Annotated in this window: 17 protein-coding genes and 2 tRNA genes; 3 read left to right on the top strand and 16 right to left on the bottom strand. The window is 46.5% G+C overall.

Features of this window, described 5'->3' with window-relative positions:
- Window positions 1-147: 147 nt before the first annotated feature.
- Window positions 148-236, bottom strand: a tRNA-Ser gene (locus LQE92_RS14145).
- A 72-nt stretch (window positions 237-308) separates the two neighbouring features.
- Window positions 309-394, bottom strand: a tRNA-Ser gene (locus LQE92_RS14140).
- 298 nt (window positions 395-692) lie between these two features.
- Between LQE92_RS14140 and LQE92_RS14135 the strand changes: the two genes are divergently transcribed.
- Window positions 693-1,487: a class I SAM-dependent methyltransferase gene (locus LQE92_RS14135; protein WP_231063587.1), complete on the top strand. Its 795-nt coding sequence runs from the start codon at window positions 693-695 to the stop codon at window positions 1,485-1,487.
- A gap of 39 nt (window positions 1,488-1,526) precedes the next feature.
- Here LQE92_RS14135 and LQE92_RS14130 read toward each other — a convergent pair whose 3' ends face one another.
- The 10 genes from LQE92_RS14130 to LQE92_RS14085 form a co-directional block, all read right to left on the bottom strand.
- Entirely contained in the window at window positions 1,527-2,357 is an 831-nt protein-coding gene (locus LQE92_RS14130) for a TIM barrel protein (protein WP_231063586.1), read from the bottom strand.
- 22 nt (window positions 2,358-2,379) lie between these two features.
- Complete coding sequence (locus tag LQE92_RS14125; protein ID WP_231063585.1) at window positions 2,380-3,369, bottom strand: ABC transporter permease; 990 nt, start codon at window positions 3,367-3,369, stop codon at window positions 2,380-2,382.
- A complete protein-coding gene (locus tag LQE92_RS14120; RefSeq protein ID WP_231063584.1) occupies window positions 3,353-4,864 on the bottom strand; it encodes a sugar ABC transporter ATP-binding protein in 1,512 nt (503 codons plus the stop codon). Before LQE92_RS14120 ends, LQE92_RS14125 begins: the two co-directional genes overlap by 17 nt.
- Before the next feature lie 76 nt (window positions 4,865-4,940).
- On the bottom strand, window positions 4,941-5,951 hold the full coding sequence (locus LQE92_RS14115) for a sugar ABC transporter substrate-binding protein (protein ID WP_231063583.1): 1,011 nt from the start codon (window positions 5,949-5,951) through the stop codon (window positions 4,941-4,943).
- A 16-nt stretch (window positions 5,952-5,967) separates the two neighbouring features.
- Complete coding sequence (locus LQE92_RS14110; protein ID WP_231063582.1) at window positions 5,968-6,645, bottom strand: hypothetical protein; 678 nt, start codon at window positions 6,643-6,645, stop codon at window positions 5,968-5,970.
- Between the two features lie 17 nt (window positions 6,646-6,662).
- Entirely contained in the window at window positions 6,663-7,001 is a 339-nt protein-coding gene (locus LQE92_RS14105; RefSeq protein ID WP_231063581.1) for a cupin domain-containing protein, read from the bottom strand.
- Between the two features lie 18 nt (window positions 7,002-7,019).
- On the bottom strand, window positions 7,020-7,685 hold the full coding sequence (locus LQE92_RS14100) for a class II aldolase/adducin family protein (protein WP_231063580.1): 666 nt from the start codon (window positions 7,683-7,685) through the stop codon (window positions 7,020-7,022).
- 1 nt (window position 7,686) lies between these two features.
- Entirely contained in the window at window positions 7,687-8,214 is a 528-nt protein-coding gene (locus tag LQE92_RS14095) for a flavin reductase family protein (RefSeq protein WP_231063579.1), read from the bottom strand.
- A 4-nt stretch (window positions 8,215-8,218) separates the two neighbouring features.
- Window positions 8,219-9,778: a xylulokinase gene (locus LQE92_RS14090; RefSeq protein WP_231063578.1), complete on the bottom strand. Its 1,560-nt coding sequence runs from the start codon at window positions 9,776-9,778 to the stop codon at window positions 8,219-8,221.
- Window positions 9,745-9,963 (bottom strand): hypothetical protein, encoded by a 219-nt coding sequence (locus LQE92_RS14085; RefSeq protein WP_231063577.1) that lies wholly within the window; start codon window positions 9,961-9,963, stop codon window positions 9,745-9,747. Before LQE92_RS14085 ends, LQE92_RS14090 begins: the two co-directional genes overlap by 34 nt.
- A gap of 424 nt (window positions 9,964-10,387) precedes the next feature.
- Between LQE92_RS14085 and LQE92_RS14080 the strand changes: the two genes are divergently transcribed.
- Entirely contained in the window at window positions 10,388-11,167 is a 780-nt protein-coding gene (locus tag LQE92_RS14080; protein WP_231063576.1) for a DeoR/GlpR family DNA-binding transcription regulator, read from the top strand.
- 112 nt (window positions 11,168-11,279) lie between these two features.
- Window positions 11,280-12,686, top strand: coding sequence for an amidophosphoribosyltransferase (locus LQE92_RS14075; RefSeq protein ID WP_231063575.1), 1,407 nt, complete (start codon window positions 11,280-11,282; stop codon window positions 12,684-12,686).
- Window positions 12,687-13,004: 318 nt separating this feature from the next.
- Here the strand turns inward: LQE92_RS14075 and LQE92_RS14070 are convergent, their stop codons facing one another.
- The 4 genes from LQE92_RS14070 to LQE92_RS14055 all read right to left on the bottom strand — a co-directional run bounded on the left by LQE92_RS14070 (window position 13,005) and on the right by LQE92_RS14055 (window position 16,983).
- Window positions 13,005-13,547: a GNAT family N-acetyltransferase gene (locus LQE92_RS14070; protein WP_231063574.1), complete on the bottom strand. Its 543-nt coding sequence runs from the start codon at window positions 13,545-13,547 to the stop codon at window positions 13,005-13,007.
- Window positions 13,548-13,585: 38 nt separating this feature from the next.
- Window positions 13,586-14,314: a 2-C-methyl-D-erythritol 4-phosphate cytidylyltransferase gene (ispD, locus tag LQE92_RS14065; protein ID WP_231063573.1), complete on the bottom strand. Its 729-nt coding sequence runs from the start codon at window positions 14,312-14,314 to the stop codon at window positions 13,586-13,588.
- A 104-nt stretch (window positions 14,315-14,418) separates the two neighbouring features.
- On the bottom strand, window positions 14,419-15,177 hold the full coding sequence (locus tag LQE92_RS14060) for an ABC transporter permease (protein WP_231063572.1): 759 nt from the start codon (window positions 15,175-15,177) through the stop codon (window positions 14,419-14,421).
- Window positions 15,178-15,195: 18 nt separating this feature from the next.
- The gene (locus LQE92_RS14055) at window positions 15,196-16,983 is read right to left on the bottom strand and encodes an HlyD family efflux transporter periplasmic adaptor subunit (protein WP_231063571.1); all 1,788 of its coding nucleotides are present in this window, start codon (window positions 16,981-16,983) and stop codon (window positions 15,196-15,198) included.
- Between the last annotated feature and the right edge of the window lies 1 nt (window position 16,984).

Below are 16,984 nucleotides of genomic sequence, written 5' to 3'. Positions count from 1 at the left end.
TTTCTTTATCCCATTTACTTTCTGTCTGCCCGATGCTCTCGCATCGGTTCTCTGAAACTTCTTTTTTTAAGAATTTTCAGGGGTTGGAATATACTGTTCAGTTATCAAGGTCCTATTGCCGGTTCTCTATTAAAATAGAAAACCGAGCGGAGAAGGAGGGATTTGAACCCTCGCGCCGCTATTAACGACCTACTCCCTTTCCAGGGGAGCCCCTTCAGCCTCTTGGGTACTTCTCCATCAGCCTGAATCCATTTATAATCATATAATCTTTCTGTAATTCTAGTGCCTGTACTTATGAAAATCCTGCGCGGAGAGGGTGGGATTCGAACCCACGCGCCCTTGCGGACAAACGGTTTTCAAGACCGCCTCGTTATGACCACTTCGATACCTCTCCAAAAGTGTGCTCAACTACTTTACCACACCGGAAAAGGCTTGTCAATAGAAAGTCTTCGATATTTTTAAAGAATTTCAAGAATTCGTTCATTTCCGTTGTCATACCTACGCAACAGAGTTGATTTTATCATTTATTTTCCAATCTGTCAATCTGAAAAGTAAAAGTATTTGGACAGGCTGAAGCTGTTTGACAATTCTGCCATCAAATATTAGAATAAATGAAAGTTATCCCGCACCTGCTCACTATTGGAAATAAATTTTACTGCAATATTTATACTCGAATAATAAGGGGGCTTAATATGGAAACAAACCAGTATCTAATCCAGCACTACAGCAATCATTACGATGAAGACAGCCGTCTTGAATCCAAGCATGGCTCAGTTGAGTTCCTCACGACGATGCACTATATTGCCGACTATATAAAACCCGGCGACCGTGTACTGGAAATCGGCGCAGGGACCGGCCGATATTCCCATGCGCTGGCACGCCAGGGATATAAAGTTGACGCAGTGGAATTAGTCGAACATAATATAGAAATTTTCCGCCGAAATACTCAGCCGAATGAAACAATATCTGTCGTTCAGGGAAACGCTTTGGATCTGTCCATTTTTCCGGATAATAAATATGACATCACACTGCTGTTGGGTCCTCTGTATCATCTGTACAGTAAAGAAGACAAACAGCAGGCTCTTCGTGAAGCAATCCGCGTAACAAAACCAGGAGGTGTGATTTTTGCCGCCTATGTCATATCCGATGGCTGTCTCCTTGATGAGGGATTTAAACGCGGTAATATCAGTGTATCGGAACATATTAAAAATGGATTGATCGACCCTCAAACCTTTGCGGCTAAATCTGAACCAAAGGATCTTTTCGAACTCGTCCGAAAAGAAGACATTGACGATCTGATGTCTGCTTTCTCCGTATCCCGGCTGCATTACGTCGCATCGGACGGATGTGCCTTATTTATGCGTGAAGCGGTGGACGCAATGGATAAAGATGAATTTGAGTTATATTTAAAATATCACCTTGCCACCTGCGAACGTAAAGACCTGCTGGGTGTTACAAGCCACGCGGTGGATATATTTAGAAAATAGACAAACGGCCCGCATGCGTAAAGCAGCGGGCCGTTTCTGTTATATCCCAACACGTTCTCTTATTCCGTTTATAATCCGCACGGTATTGGCCAGCATCATCTCCGGGTTCCAATACAATTCTGAATACAGTTCAGCCGAGACGTAGTCTTTGTATTCCCAATTTTTAAACACCGTGAACATATCCTCAATCGGCAGCACTCCCTCGTCCAGTTTCATATGAGCATCTGTTCTCCCGTCATTGTTGCAGATATGAATATAGTCCATCCTGTTTCCCAGCTTTTTAAAATATTCAGAAAAGGGCTCATAGGCTATGGCAGGAGGAACAACATCCATCATAAAATTTACATTTTCATTTTCCACATCTTTTAAAAGCCTTACACAATGGTCCGAGGTGGTCACCACAGGACTTTCCATCGGCGTCAGCGGCTCCACTGTGATCCGGACCCCTTTTCCTTCCGCATAATCCGCCAACTGCACGAGGCTGTCACAAAAAGCCTGCCACACCTCTTCCGGATCCAGGCCGTATCCCGGATGGTCCGGCACCACCAAGATTCTCGGCGCTTCCAGAGCTTCTGCCACATCGATTCCTTTCTGAATATATTCCACCGCTTCTGTACGTTCCTTCTCATTCAGAGACGTGAGCCGTTTGTTCTGATTCAGACCATCCGGGCAAAACATCGGTATCTCCAGATGATATTTTTTCTTCCATGAGTTGATTTCATCAAGTCTCTCCTTTGTCATATCATCCGGATATGCGTGCGGCCTTCCTCCCCATACTTCAATACCGTCAAATCCGTATCTGCCGGCACATTGAAACGCAAATTCCAGCGGAAAACGTCTGAAATCCAAAGTTAAAAATGCAAACTTCATTTTATGCCCTCCCGATTCTATCCTACCTCGCTCCCAGCCTTTCTCTGTACGAATTCAGCGCCAGCGCCAGCAGGATGATAATTCCTCTCACAATTTCCTGTACATAGCTGTTCACCTGCAGATGCGTCAGGCCATTGGTAATAACTGTAAAGATAATGGCCCCCATCAAAGTTCCGTAAACCTTTCCAACGCCGCCATTGGGACTTGTCCCGCCCAGAATGGTGCTCCCGATTACATCATTCAAAGAAGTTTCTCCCGCCGTGGGCTGCCCGGAGCCAAGCCTGGAAGCCATCAATATCCCGGCAAACGCCGCAAGCCCGCCGGAAATGACAAACGTCATCACCTTCATCTTCACTACATTAATCCCCGACAGCCGGCTGGCTTCCCTGTTTCCTCCCGTCGCATACAGCTTCGAACCGAATCTGCATTTGCTTAGAAGAATATGGATAACCACAAAAACAATCAAAGCCAGAATCACCAGAAACGGAATCCCCAGTACCCTTCCCTGGCCCCAGAACTTAAATTCTCCTGTCAGATTCTCAAATATCGGGTAGCCTCCCGTCCAGGTAAAAGTAATGCCGTGGCACACCAGCTGCATGGCCAGAGTAGCGATAAAATCCACGATTCCGATTTTTGCAGTCATGATTCCGTTTACCGTGCCTGCCATAACTCCCACCATTATAGTCAAAAATATGACCAGCCATAGATTAAGCCCCTTTGCAATCAAGCTTGTGGAAATTATTCCGGCCAGGGTCATAATCGCCGCGACAGATAAATCAATTCCACCGCATATCATTACCAAAGTCATACCTGCCGCCATAATAAAAGTGATGGAAGTCAGATTCAGTATGTTCAGAACATTTTTAACAGACAAAAACGTATCCGTAACGACTGAAAAAACAATAATCATTAATATCAGAAACGCAGCGATGGTAAATTCATGGTTATTGACAATCAAAGCTATCGTTTTCTGCGAAGAAGATCCCCGCTTCTCTTCAGTTTCCTTTTTCATCCCGGATACCTCCCAAATATAATTTTAAGATTTTTTCTTCTGTAGCTTCTTTCCGTGACAGCTCGGCAGCTATCCTGCCCTCCCGCATCACCAGTATTCTGTCGCTCAGTCCCAAAATCTCCGGCATCTCAGATGAAATCAAGATAATAGCCATCCCTTCCTTCGCCAGCTGTCCAATCAGTTTGTATATTTCAGCCTTAGTACCTACGTCGATTCCTCTGGTTGGTTCGTCCATAATCAGTACCTTTGGTTTCACAGAAAGCCATTTTCCGATCACCACCTTCTGCTGGTTTCCTCCGGAAAGGTTTTTCACCTTCTGCTGTTTGGAAGGCGCTTTTATATCCAGCTTTTTCATGTATTCGTCTACTGTCCGGTTCTGTTTTCTGTTATCATTAAAAAACCATTTCGAATACTGCTTAAGAATCGCCAGTACCATATTGTCTTTAATTGGCATTCCAAGAATCAGCCCCTGGTATTTTCTGTCCTCCGGCACCAGACCGATTCCCTTCGCTATGGCGTCTGAAGGATTTTTCACAGTGATCTTCTTTCCCTCCAGATAAACCGTGCCGCTGTCCAGTTTATCGCCGCCAAATATGGACATCGCCATTTCGCTTCTTCCCGCGCCTACCAGGCCTGCGACTCCCAATATCTCCCCCGCATGCACCTGATAGGAAATATCACGGAATTTTCCTTTTCTGGAAAGACCCTCTGCCCGTAAAATTTCCTCCCCTATTTCCACATCTTCTTTTGGAAATAAGTTTTTGATAGATCTTCCCACCATCATCCGAACCAAATCCGCTTCCGTCACGCCGGCCGCGTCACTGTTCTCCACAACCATTCCATCTCTCAATACGGTTATAGTATTGGAAACCTCAAAGATATCCTTCAGCTTGTGAGAAATAAAGATAATAGATTTTCCCATTTCCCGAAGACGTTTTATAATACTGATTAATAGCACGGTTTCTTTGTCTGTAAGGGAAGACGTCGGCTCATCCATGATGATGATATCCGGATCACGGGACAATGCCTTCGCAATTTCAATCAGCTGCTGCTGTGCGGCCGACATTTTCCTGACAGGAATGTCAAGGGGAAGGCCCGGGGCCACCAAATCTGCGTAATATCTGGCCCTTTTATTGAGCTCTTGTTTATAGATCCAACCCAGTGCTTTGTTCCGCAGCGGTTCCTGGCCAAGAAGAATATTCACTGCTCCGTTCAGGCTGGGAATCAGGCTTCTCTCCTGGTAAATTGCAGCGATTTTATGGTTCTGTGCATCCAGGGGGTTTTTAAAGCGCACCGTTTTCCCGCCAATGCTCACCTCTCCGTCGTAGTCCGGAATTGCCCCCGATATAATTTTGATCAACGTGGACTTTCCCGCGCCGTTCTCTCCTATCAAAGAGTGAACCTCGCCTGACTTAAGCTGAAAGCTGACATCTTTTAAGGCATGGATTCCTCCATACGATTTGCTTACATGCTCCAGTTTCAAAACATCGTCCATCGGCACCCTCATTTCTTTTTCCGTCAGATGATGCAGCGCCGCAGGACAGTACGTTCCCGCGGCTCCCCATCCTATTTTATTTTGTCAGTTCTCCATCCAGGAAATCCTGCGCGTTTTCCTCGGTTACTAAGAAAACCGGAATCTGAATATGCTCCTCTACCGTCTCCCCGTTCATATAATCAAACAATGTTTCACATGCCAGTTCCCCTATCTTTTTAGGCTGCTGCGCCGCCGTTGCCGCTACCAAGCGTCCGTCGAGGATGTCTTTTACCGGCTGCTCGGACCCGTCCACCGACACGGTAAAAATATCATTTCGTCCCGCCGCTTCAAACGCCGCCTGAATTCCCAGCGCGGAATTATCATCGATGCAAAAAACCGCGTCCAAATCTTCATACTGTGAAGCCCAGTTTTCTCCAATCGTCATGCCCGTAGGCATATCTCCGCTTTTCTGGGTATCAAGAATCTGTATATCCGGATACTTCTCCCCTAAAACAGAACGGAATCCCTCATCCCTGTCTCTTGCCGCCGAGCTGTTCGGTGAATTGGTAACGCAGATATTCCCCTTTCCTTCCAGCCGTTTTCCCAGATATTCCGCGCAAAGTATTCCGGCGCTTCTGTTATCCGATTCAATAAAGGAAATTATTTCTCCTCCGTCCGCGTTGCAGTCCACTGTCACCACCGGTATTCCGGCCTCGTTGCATTTTTCCACCTGGGGAACCACCGCCGCGCTGTCCACCGGGGCCAGGATCAGCCCGTCAATACCGGCTTCGATCATGTTTTCAATCCCAGCCGCCTGCTTTGCCGCGTCCGATGCGCCGTCAAACTCCAGAAACTCATATCCGTTTTCATCACACCAGTCTTTTACGACATTGCGCATATCCATAAAATACGGGTCGTTATAAAAGCTCAGCGTCAGTCCGATCTTCAGCTTGCCGTTCGCTGCGTCTTTGCCGGCGCCGCTCGTTTTAGACTCCTCTGACTGCGGAGTAGTAGCATCCGTTTTCTCATTCTCCTTTTTTCCGCATCCTGAAAATACCAGACACAGAATCAGAAATACAGCCAAAAATGACATCCACCTTTTTTTCATTTGCAGCCCTCCTTTTTCACTTCTCCAAATAGCTGATCACTTCCTCCAGGTTTTCCCGGAAGGTCCCATCCTTCACAAATTTCTTAGTAAATAGAGCAGAACCCATGGTAAATCCCCATGGATTGATTTGTTTCATAAAATCAATCCGTTCGTAGCTGTCAACGCTTCCCGCGATCAGAACCGGAAATGTAATTTCTTCTTTAAAAGACTTAATCAGCTCGTCCGCGTTTCCGATAAACCGGTATGCCAGTAAATCCGTTCCGTCCAGTCCCAATTTTTCAAATCTTTTGGCGTCGGCAACAATTTCTTCAACCGTCTCTCCCAGCACGGAAGGACTGCCCCAAACCTTTCCGCAGAAAGGGAAAAATTTAACCGGCGAATTCCTGACTTTTTCATGGACAGACGGATAATATACCGTTCCCAAAAGATAATCGAACCCACATTCAATTGCCAAGTCCGCCGCTTCCAGACACTCTTCTTCGCTGTATGTAACCACTTCCATATGGGTCACTTTTCCGGCCTTCTTTATCGCCTGTACCAATTCTTTCATCTTTTCTGCCGGAAGTCCTACATTTTTGAATCCCCAATGCAGGACGTCCAGATCCCTGCATGCTTCAAAAATCTCCAGCGCATTTTCTACGGTTTTATCGTTATGCGTGAGCATAATTACAAGATATGGCCTTTCACTATTCATATCAATTCTCCTGTCTTTTATTGGTGAGGAGCGCAGGCCCAGATGACCACCGCTTCTTCCTCGCCCAGGTTATACAGTCTGTGGCCAGTACCCGGAGGAATCAAAAGCCCGTCGTATTCATCCAATTCATAGAAATTACCGTCCTCCGGAAAATAGCAGGCCACATTCCCCTTCGTACAAAAGAACACCTCATCCGCTTCTTCATGTCCTGCATCCAGGCCGCCGGTCACCCCCGGTTTCAAAACAGACAGCCCGAAGATTATCTTTTCCGTCTTGAAATAGCTTCTGCAAAGTTCCTCGCCCTCAAAGGAAATTTTCGCTTCTTTCTTTCTGACAATCTTTCCTCTCTTCTCCATGGCCTCTCCTCTCCTGAATCAATAAAGCGCTAATTCGTCCCCTATCTCCTGGACCCAGCCATCCAGCATGTCTTCATGTCTGATTTCTCTGGCCCCTCCCAGCAGACTGGCGTAAACCGTGATTTCCGCCTGTCTTTCCATATAGTCGCTCATAATAAAGGCCTCGTCCAAATCTCTTCCGCATACAACGGCCCCATGATTCGCCATCAGGCATTGTTTGCCTGTTTTTCCCATGGCTTTCACAATATTATCCGCAAGAAGCTTAGATCCCACGCTTCCGAACTCCGCGCAGGGTATGGTTCCGTCCATTTCCACGCATATAGAAGGAATGGGCTTATTGGCGCATGCAAAAACGCTGGACCACAGAGCATGAGAATGGATAATTGCTTTTACATCCGGACGCGCTTTATAAATCGCCAGATGCATCGGATATTCCACCGTAGGTCTGTATCCGGAATCCTCGATATCGTTTCCTTCCAGGTCAATGATCGAAATCTGCTCCTCCGTAATAGTCGCCCATGTGAAAATCTTCAAATCCTTGTTGGGCCTGGGACTGATGTAAATATATCCTGTCTCATCATCCCGTACGCTGATATCCCCTCCGTCTTTTCCCAGCGTCAGTCCTTTCCGGACGAACTCCAGGGTGGCATCCGCCACCATCTTTTTCAGCTCCTGTTTCACCATTTTAATCTCCTCCTTCTTTTTGTTCCTTCTGTACCGCAGCCGTTCCGAGGTAACGGTATCCATCCAGTGCATATAAAATTCCATTTACCGGCCGCACTTTCACAATTTCCGCCCGTGCCAGGAACAGTGTATGGTCCGAAGCTTCCATCTGATTCAGCAAAGAACAGTTCAAAACGGCTGCGCTCCCCATTACATAGTCAGGATAGCCGTCCACATTGTTCTCAAGGGAAATCCCAAACCGTTTGGGCTTGCTGCATTCCCTGCCGCTGACCGTCCCGCATAAAAACGCTTTTTCCTTATATTCCTCAGGTACAATCTGTAAAGTGAATTTTCTAGTCCTGCATATCAGCTCGCTCGTATAACTGCGGTTAGACAAACACACAGAAATCATCGGCGGGCGGTTGCATGCATAGCTCCACCAAGAAACCGCCGCCAGGTTCACACTCCCGTCATCCGCTTCCGTTCCGATCAGACAGAATGGATTCGGGGAGGTTATTCTTTCCACCGCCGAAATTGTCAAATTTTCCATTTATCTATTTACCTCGATATGTCGTTTCAAATACCTCATCTAAGCCGGAAAACAACTGTTTATAGTCGGCATACGCCATGTCATACACTTCTTTTTTCTCACTTCTCGGATAATATCGGCGCCTCACTCCCGCAATCCTTTTTACTGCATCCTCCGCCCCGGAAAAAATTCCAACGGCGGTACCGGCCAGAACCGCGGCTCCGAGGCATGCCGCCTCATCTCCTCCCGCGATTGCAAGCTCCTTTTGATTGATATCCGCCTTTATCTGGTTCCAGACATGGCTCCTGGAGCCTCCGCCAAGGGAACGGATTTCCTGAAAACCAAGCCCCATATTTTCCAGCGCCTCTATATTCCTGCGGACAATAAACCCTATGGATTCCATAATGGCCCTTCCAAAATGGGCCTTTGTATGTTTTAAGGTAAACCCATATACGACCCCTTTTGCCTTTGGATTGACATCCGGCGCCATGGAACCGCTCAAATGAGGAAGCACTCTCAGACCGTCGCAGCCTTCCGGTATTCTGTCTGCTTCTGAATTGATCAAGTCATAAGCATTAATACCGGTCAGCCGGGACACACTTTTTTCCTCTGTGCAAAAGGTATCCCGGAACCATTTCAAAGCCATCCCGCCTGTGGTAAACGTATGCAGCATATACATGTCCGGCAGTCCGAAATAGTGAAGAGGCATAACTTGGTTTGGATCGAATACGGGCTTTTTTACCGGCGCGCATATAGCGAGCGCAGCTCCGATGTTTTCAGAAATAATCCCTTCTTTTATATTTCCGGCTCCAATCGCTCCGGCAGCCTGGTCTAATGCCCCGGTACATACCGTTGTATTCACGGAAAGCCCCGTTTCCTGCGCTGCAGAATCGGTTACGGTCCCTGCCGCAGTGCCGGGTTCCAGGATTTCAGGCAGCTGCTCTTCTCCAATTCCCAGATAAGCAAGCATTTCCGGCCAATACCTTTTCGTATTGATATCCCAATAAACCGTGGAGCACAACAAAGAGCCTTCGCTCACGATTCTGCCGGTAAGCCTCCAGATCAGCCAGTCTTCCATCAACATGAATTTTTTTGTTTTCTTAAACAGTTCCGGCTCTTTCCTCCTCAGCCAAAGCAACTTGGAGGCAGGCCAGCAGGGATCGAAGGATACCTGACCGGTTTTCCGGTAACAAAGCTCGTCTGAAAATACATTTCTCAGTTCATCCGCTTCCTCCATCGCCCGGTTATCCATCCATACAATGGCATTCCTCAGAATCCGACCGTCCCCGCCCATACAGAAGAAAGTCTCTCCCTGGGCCGAGATGCCCAGGGCGCGAATATTTTCCGCTGTACTTCCTGTCTTTTCTAAAACTTCTTTAAGCCCAGACTTAAACGCCTCCCAATAAGTATCTTCACTGCACTCTACCCAGGACGATTCTGGTGTTAAAAGTTCATATTCTCTGGAAGAACTCGCAAGAATCGTTCCTTCTGCCGTGACAAGAGCCTGTTTGATTGAAGTAGTTCCCAAATCCACGCTGAGTATATAGTCCTTCATCTCACCCGTCCCTTTCTTTTCGTAAAGCATCCACTGCTGCCGCCGTCTCCGATGATTGCCGTATCATCAGTCATCAAAAAAGATTCATTCTCCTTTCTTCTTTTATCGGACGCCTTTTCCATAAACACAAAAAGGAAGACTTCATAGCTGCTGCTAGAATCTTCCTTGATTTTCTGTATGAATGGTTTCGGCATCTCTTTGACTGATTGAAGCATAACACATTTTCCATAATGTGTCAATAGTTTTGGTTCTTTTTAATCCTTTTTAAATCATATACGTTCATTTTTGATCAATATGTGTTGCTTAATTTTCATCTATTATTTTAAAATTAAATATATTTTATATTCATTATCTATTTTTAATTATATTATTCTTTATTTTTTTGTCTTTTTGTTTTATTTATTTTATATTTTTGATGGATTATTTTGATTTGTTCTAAAGTTATTTGATTCAAAATATTGCTTTTTTGTTCATCTATGTTATAATTTGATTTATACAGCACAATTTAGACGGAGCCCTGAACAAAACGATTTATTCTGTGGTTCGTCCGGCGGAATCGGAACGCCAGGCATTGTTGATAATGGAAATATATGGTAGACTAGCTGTAAATACGGATTCTAATTTAGGATGGGAGTTATTATGTTACAGTCTGAACGCTTCGAAAAAATCTTAACCATGCTGAATAATAAACGATTTATTACCCTGAAAGAATTTGAAGAAAGCCTTCATATTTCCAAATCCACCTTGAGACGTGACTTAATGGAGCTGGAGGAAGCGGGAAAGTTGACCCGCATGAGGGGCGGGGCAAGCCTGACATTCCTTGAGCAAAACGGCTCCGGTACTTCCGTAGAGCCTCATTATAACACGAGGAGCGAAACAAATATTGAAGAAAAACAGCGCATCGCGCAAGCCGCCCTCCAGTTCATCCGGCCCGGCGATACGATTCTTCTGGATGCCGGCACCACAGTTTTTGAGCTTGCCAAGGCATTGAAAAATACAAGCGGGCTGATGATCGCCACCAGTGACCTCCTGACCGCAGTAGAGCTTACCCAGAATACCGACAACGATTTAATCGTAGTCGGAGGGCAGGTCCGTAAAAATTACTATTCCATGATAGGATACTTCAGTGACAGAGTCATATCCGAGATGCACGCCGACACTGCCTTCATCAGCGCGGATGCGGTAGACCTTAACCATGGGCTCATGACCTTCAACCTCAGCGAAGTGAACGGGAAAAGGGGAATGATCAATTCCGCAAGGGAAAGTATCCTGCTATGCGACCACACAAAATTTGATGCCGTAGCATTTGTAAGTATATGCCCCATCGTCGAGATCGATAAAATCATCACCGGAAAAGAGCTGGATGAATCCAAGCAGGAAATTCTCCATGAGTACGGAATCGACATAATTTTAATCTAACAGCTAAAAACGGATTCCCCCCTTGTGACCGGAGAGCTTTTCAGGTATACTGGTACTGTCATATAATGTCGTTTAATAATTATATAAAAATAATATATATACGGAGGATACTATGGGAGGTTTTTTTGGTGTCGCTTCCAAAAGCGATTGTGTATTTGACTTGTTTTTTGGCACCGATTATCATTCTCATCTTGGGACGAGGCGAGCCGGCATGGCAACCTATGACAGGGAGAAAGGGTTCGACCGGGCTATCCACAACATAGAGAACACGCCGTTCCGGACCAAATTCGACAGCGACGCCAACTCCATGCATGGGTGCTTTGGCATCGGCTGTATTTCCGATTATGAACCTCAGCCTCTTGTTATCCATTCCCATCATGGCACATACGCCATTACGACGGTGGGAAAAATCAATAATTCTGATGCCATTGTAGAAAAGCTCCTTCAGGCGTCCCATTCTCACTTTTTTGAAATGAGGGGCGGTCTCATAAACGCCACAGAGCTGGTCGCCGCAATCATAAATCAGAAGGAAAATCTGATTGAAGGAATCCAGTATGCCCAAGAACTGATCGATGGCTCTATGACCATGCTGATCATGACTCCGAAGGGAATCTACGCCTCCAGGGACAAGCTGGGAAGAACGCCTGTTGCCATCGGCAGAAAAGAAGATTCCTACTGTATCTCCTTTGAAAGCTTCGCATATTTGAATCTAGGCTATTCTGAGTACAAAGAGCTTGGCCCCGGTGAAATCGTCATTGTTACCCCGGAATATGTCAAGACATTGGTCCAGCCCGGAAAGGATATGAAAATCTGTACATTCTTGTGGGTGTATTATGGATATCCCTCTTCTTCTTATGAAGGAATCAGCGTTGAAGAAATGCGATATCACTGTGGAGCAAAGCTCGCAAAACGGGATGATGTCCACCCGGATATCGTAGCCGGCGTACCGGACTCCGGCATTGCCCACGCCATCGGATACGCAAATGAATCGGGAATCCCGTTTTCCCGTCCCTTTATAAAATACACTCCCACCTGGCCTCGGTCTTTCATGCCCACCATCCAGACCCAGAGAAATCTGATAGCAAAGATGAAGCTGATTCCGGTGCACAACCTGATTCAGGACAGGCGTCTGCTTCTGATCGACGATTCCATCGTCCGCGGAACACAGATGCGGGAAACTACCCAGTTCCTGTACCAGAGCGGCGCAAAGGAAGTCCATATCCGTCCTGCCTGTCCGCCCCTTTTATATGGATGTAAATATCTGAACTTTTCCCGTTCAACATCCGAGATGGATCTGATCACAAGACAGGTCATCCGTGAAATGGAAGGCAACGACAAATTTGCTCATTTGGATCTGTATTCCAATCCGGAAACCAGCGAACATAAAGAAATGGTAAAGCACATCGGAGAACGGCTGTCCTTTACTTCGCTCCGCTATCACCGGCTGGACGACATGATAGAATCCGTCGGTATCGACCGCGAAAAGCTGTGTACCTATTGCTGGGACGGCCGGGAGTAAGGATTGAAACATCCCCGCCAAGCATAAACTTTTTTAGGAAATAAATAAAGAGGATAACGCCAAAGCCGCAAAATGGCTGAGGCGCCGTCCTCTGTTTTTATTCCATCAAAGCCATCCGTTCTTCCAAATACAGCAGTGTGAGTTCTTCTGTCACTTGTTCTTCTTTATATACCTGGTATGCAAGTTTTTCATACATGCGGATATTCTTCCTCTATTTCCTCTAATGTCTGTTTAAGAGGCGGAATATCCGGACTGTGAAAAAGCTTCGCCTCACTTTGATAACAAAGATACTGCAGTTCCAGGATTGTCCTTAAGTCCTCAACCCCCGCTCTTTCTATCACCATTTTCGCCACTCTGTTCTCCTATCTCTGCCGTCATATTCAATAACGTCCACTTTTCTCCGTGATAGTCAAATTCATCTTTTAAGATCTCTTCTGTCCGAAATCCCACGCTCTCATAACAGCGCCGGGCGGCTGGATTGTTCTCAAACACTCCCAGAGTGGCTCTTTTCATACCCAGGATCTCACCGGCATACTTAAGGCCCTGAGACACCATGAGTCTCCCGGTTCCTTTTCCCCGAAACGCCGGGGAGACCACGATGAAGCCAAAGTGAACGCTGTTTCTTTCATAATCCGCCTTCCGCATCATGATATGCCCCGCCAGGTGCCCACTGTCACCCAGAGCCGCCATGATCCAGCCACATCTGTCCTTTTCAAAGCGCTCATAGTAATCCAAGAGCTGCTCTTCTGTGAGAGGATACGAAAACTTCCCGGCGCTCCATCTGGAAAACTCCTCCTCGTCCGAAAACCATCCCAAGAGTTCTTTTAATTCTTCTCTTTTCCAAGGCCTGAGCCGAATCATATTCTTACCTCCTCTTCTGTCTTTCCATCTCTAATTTGTCATACGCCGGCCGGCATGTTTCCTCTCACGGTCTGTTCCGTCAAAAACGCCTCCGCTGCTGCTATATCCTCCGGAGTCGTCACCTTTATATTCCGATAATCACCTTCCACCAGCTTCGCTCTCTTTCTGAGAAAGATTTCCGCCAGCATGGTATCATCTGTCACTGGAATCCGATAGCTGCCTTGTCTGAACCTCCTGTGGGCCTCCAAAATGACCGGATACGAAAATCCCTGGGGCGTATGAATGGTCCAAAGGCTTCCCCGCTCCGGCGTATCCACGGCCATTCCATCCTCATCCGCTATTTTTATGGTATCCTTAACCGGCATGCCGGTCGTACAGCTGTCATAGGTCATCGCCCCGTCCAATACCCGTGAAATGATCTCCGGCGTAACCATCGGTCTCGCCCCGTCATGGATCAGTACATAGCTGCAGTCATCCGCCGCAAGCAGGCCTGCGTAGACAGAATCATACCGTTCCTGTCCCCCGGGAATGATCTTGGCCACTTTTCTGAATCCATACCTTTCCACAATCTGGCGCTGGCAGTATTCCATATCCTGTTCTCCCGCCACCAGGATAATCTCATCCACACAGCTTTCCTCAAAAGCCTTCAGAGAATAATAAAGCACCTCATGCCCTCTGATCTTCAGGTACTGTTTCGGCACATCGGTCCCCATTCGTTTTCCCTGCCCCGCCGCAAGAATAATAGCTGTCACCTTTTCGTATCCCATATCCGTTGTCCCTTTCGTTTCCCTCCGGCAGCCAGGCTGCCGATACCTTACGGTACCTGTGGAGTATAATATATTTATTATCTTTGATGGATGATGAGTCATTTCTATTGTATTTTGTATCGTATTGCACTTTCCTCAGAAACCATACTATTCAAAACTCTTTCCGCATGCTCTGCCGCTTTCTGCAGTTCTTTCCCGCTCCGAAGGGCGACTGCCTTCGGCTCCTCATACTGATAAAGCTGCGGCCACGTACTGTCCGGCACCAGAACAAGGCCTTCTGTCTGTGTCTTATCATTTGTTCCGGCAATGCCCACCACCTGGAAAAGCTTCCCTTCAATCTCCAAAACCTCTCCTATGGCTTCTCCTTCATAAAAGAGCTGCATAGCCGCCTTGTCATTCAAAACGGCCACCCGCCTCTGTTCCAGAGCGTCCTTCTCTGTGATTCCACGCCCTTTTTCTATCATAAGTCCCGCCGCAGGCATAAAATCCATCCCTATACCGAGAATACTTCCATCCGTCAGCCCATCCATTCCATGATAGACCGAAATCTCCCCTTTCCTCAAATAAAAGGCCGCAGCCTCTGAAACATCTTCTTCTTCCTTTATCTCTTTTATCAGAATATCCGCCAGAGGCATCAAAGAAGGAACGGCTGCTGTTGAAGAAAAATCACACCGCGTCTCTCCTTCCGACAGAGCTATCACCGCGGTTTCTTCCCCGAGAACACTTTCACTCGGTATCTCTTTGGATTCCCCGTCTTTATCTTCAGCATTGCCCTTTCCGGCTCTAAAGGCTAAAAAACAGGACGCGGCCAGGACAACTATGCCGGAAAAAATTCCAATGGCAAGCTTCGTTTTTATTCTCATAGCCTCCTCCTTTGCCCGTTATTCCTCTGATTCTTTCGTCCCGATCTCCATTTCTTCTCCATAGACGACTTTAGCTTTTTTTCCTTCTTCTACGCCTTCCGCTTTTGGCTCCGCCAAATAATCATCCTCTGAAATCCCCGAAAGAAGCTCCACGTCAGTTCCCAAAATACTTTTTCCCGTCTCGACAAAGCGTTTCTTTATCCGCCCCTTCCGGTCCATGGCATAGACATATGGCATCCCATTCTCATAAGCAATCAGGCTATTCGGCAGAACTATCGTCCCCTCGCCCTTTTCTCCCAACGGAACAAGGGCCTCTGAAAGATCCTCAGTCTTTACTTTGTCTGTATCCTCCAGCTTAGCTGTAAACCTATAATAGCTCATATTGGGATTTCCAACAACAGTTATTTCTTCCTCCGGCTCTCTTGCAATAGACTGAATCTCTGCAGAAGCAGAGATCTCTTTTCCATCCACCGAAGCCGGCAAAGAGATTTTATCCCCTGCCTTTAACCTGGCTGCAAGAATCTCGTTCAGCTGTCCTTCCAGATGATACCCGGAATCCGTTCTTATGATCAATATGGGCTGCCCATATGAAGCGGCCTCTTCAATCGTTATAAGCTCCTGCACTATGCCGTCCCCTTCTGCCGCCACGGTACATTCTTCAATCGTTTCCCTTATGTCTGAAATTTGTTTTTCCTTTTTTCTAATAGCAAGCTCCAGATTCTCATACTCCATCATACGTTCTTTTATCATCCGGGCCAGCTCTTCCTTTGTAAATCCCCCTGCTGTACTGTCTAAACCTTCCAGAGCCTCATTCAGCATATCCTCATTAAAGTCTTCCTCAAAATCAGGCTGGGATTGTTCCTCCGTTTCTGAAGAACTGCTTTCCTCTTCTGACTCTGTCTCTTCTTTCACGAGGTCTTCATATGCTTTTCCATCAAAATTCCAAACGAAAAGCGGCTCTGCCATCAAGTCATCTGATTCCATAATATAAAACCGCCCAAATCCATGAATACGCATCAGTAATGCAAGAACTTCGAATGAAACCTCTCCGCCCTTTCTCAGACAATAGCAATATGGAGCTTCTTTGGTTCCGTCACCCTGAAAGGGAACACTGTCTCCATCTATTTTATCATATAAGACAGTTCCTTCCGGAAAAAAAGTGTCCGTTGTCTCTTCTCCATAAGATTCATGATCCCCGGATCCTGTGCTGTTCTCAGAATCCGTTTCTCTCTCTTGATTTGTCTGACCTTCTAGACTTTCCTCCGCCGTGATAATATCTCTACCTAAACTCTCTTTTTCCTTTACAACATACAAAAGCCCTCCGGCCACCGGGGAATAGTTTTTCTGCGAAGCGTAACGAACATCCCCGTCTCTCCGTCCAAGTCCGTCCAAAACCGGTTTCATCCGCTTAAGCTCACCAATGTAGTTTCCAAGCTCTTCAAGATAGCTCTTTTCATTTTCCAGGGAAAGCTCTGCTCCATGAAGCTCTCCCTCCAAATCAGAGGCATCATATTTAAAGAGCGGAGTCCCGATTTCAACTGCCTGTCCTTTCTCTACGTAGATCACTTCTATGGGACGATTACTGTCATAGTAATAAGCAGAGCTGCCGCCCGCTTCTGCGGTGACGGGAACAGAGGCTGTTAATGACCATTCTTTATTCAGAAGCCCCTTCACTGAATATACCGGTATGGCTTCTTCTTCCTTTCCCATAAGCCTGCGAAAAAACATGCCCGCAAAAAGGCCTGTGATTATAACGATTACAGCGGTAAACACCAGCAAGACAGCAAACTTCTGTTTCTTCTTCATC

Source organism: Lientehia hominis (assembly GCF_021044755.1).
In the GTDB taxonomy this organism is placed as follows: Bacteria; Bacillota; Clostridia; order Lachnospirales; family Lachnospiraceae; genus Lientehia; species Lientehia hominis.
The sequence above is the reverse complement of the archived record's forward strand: the minus strand, read 5'-3'. Positions and strand labels throughout refer to the sequence as shown.

Coding starts and splice junctions, on each gene's coding strand:
- LQE92_RS14135 (WP_231063587.1), top strand. CDS start 693: ATGGAAACAAACCAGTATCTAATCCAGCACTACAGCAATCATTACGAT.
- LQE92_RS14130 (WP_231063586.1), bottom strand. CDS start 2,357: ATGAAGTTTGCATTTTTAACTTTGGATTTCAGACGTTTTCCGCTGGAA.
- LQE92_RS14125 (WP_231063585.1), bottom strand. CDS start 3,369: ATGAAAAAGGAAACTGAAGAGAAGCGGGGATCTTCTTCGCAGAAAACG.
- LQE92_RS14120 (WP_231063584.1), bottom strand. CDS start 4,864: ATGGACGATGTTTTGAAACTGGAGCATGTAAGCAAATCGTATGGAGGA.
- LQE92_RS14115 (WP_231063583.1), bottom strand. CDS start 5,951: ATGAAAAAAAGGTGGATGTCATTTTTGGCTGTATTTCTGATTCTGTGT.
- LQE92_RS14110 (WP_231063582.1), bottom strand. CDS start 6,645: ATGAATAGTGAAAGGCCATATCTTGTAATTATGCTCACGCATAACGAT.
- LQE92_RS14105 (WP_231063581.1), bottom strand. CDS start 7,001: ATGGAGAAGAGAGGAAAGATTGTCAGAAAGAAAGAAGCGAAAATTTCC.
- LQE92_RS14100 (WP_231063580.1), bottom strand. CDS start 7,685: ATGGTGAAACAGGAGCTGAAAAAGATGGTGGCGGATGCCACCCTGGAG.
- LQE92_RS14095 (WP_231063579.1), bottom strand. CDS start 8,214: ATGGAAAATTTGACAATTTCGGCGGTGGAAAGAATAACCTCCCCGAAT.
- LQE92_RS14090 (WP_231063578.1), bottom strand. CDS start 9,778: ATGCTTTACGAAAAGAAAGGGACGGGTGAGATGAAGGACTATATACTC.
- LQE92_RS14085 (WP_231063577.1), bottom strand. CDS start 9,963: ATGCTTCAATCAGTCAAAGAGATGCCGAAACCATTCATACAGAAAATC.
- LQE92_RS14080 (WP_231063576.1), top strand. CDS start 10,388: ATGTTACAGTCTGAACGCTTCGAAAAAATCTTAACCATGCTGAATAAT.
- LQE92_RS14075 (WP_231063575.1), top strand. CDS start 11,280: ATGGGAGGTTTTTTTGGTGTCGCTTCCAAAAGCGATTGTGTATTTGAC.
- LQE92_RS14070 (WP_231063574.1), bottom strand. CDS start 13,547: ATGATTCGGCTCAGGCCTTGGAAAAGAGAAGAATTAAAAGAACTCTTG.
- ispD (WP_231063573.1), bottom strand. CDS start 14,314: ATGGGATACGAAAAGGTGACAGCTATTATTCTTGCGGCGGGGCAGGGA.
- LQE92_RS14060 (WP_231063572.1), bottom strand. CDS start 15,177: ATGAGAATAAAAACGAAGCTTGCCATTGGAATTTTTTCCGGCATAGTT.
- LQE92_RS14055 (WP_231063571.1), bottom strand. CDS start 16,983: ATGAAGAAGAAACAGAAGTTTGCTGTCTTGCTGGTGTTTACCGCTGTA.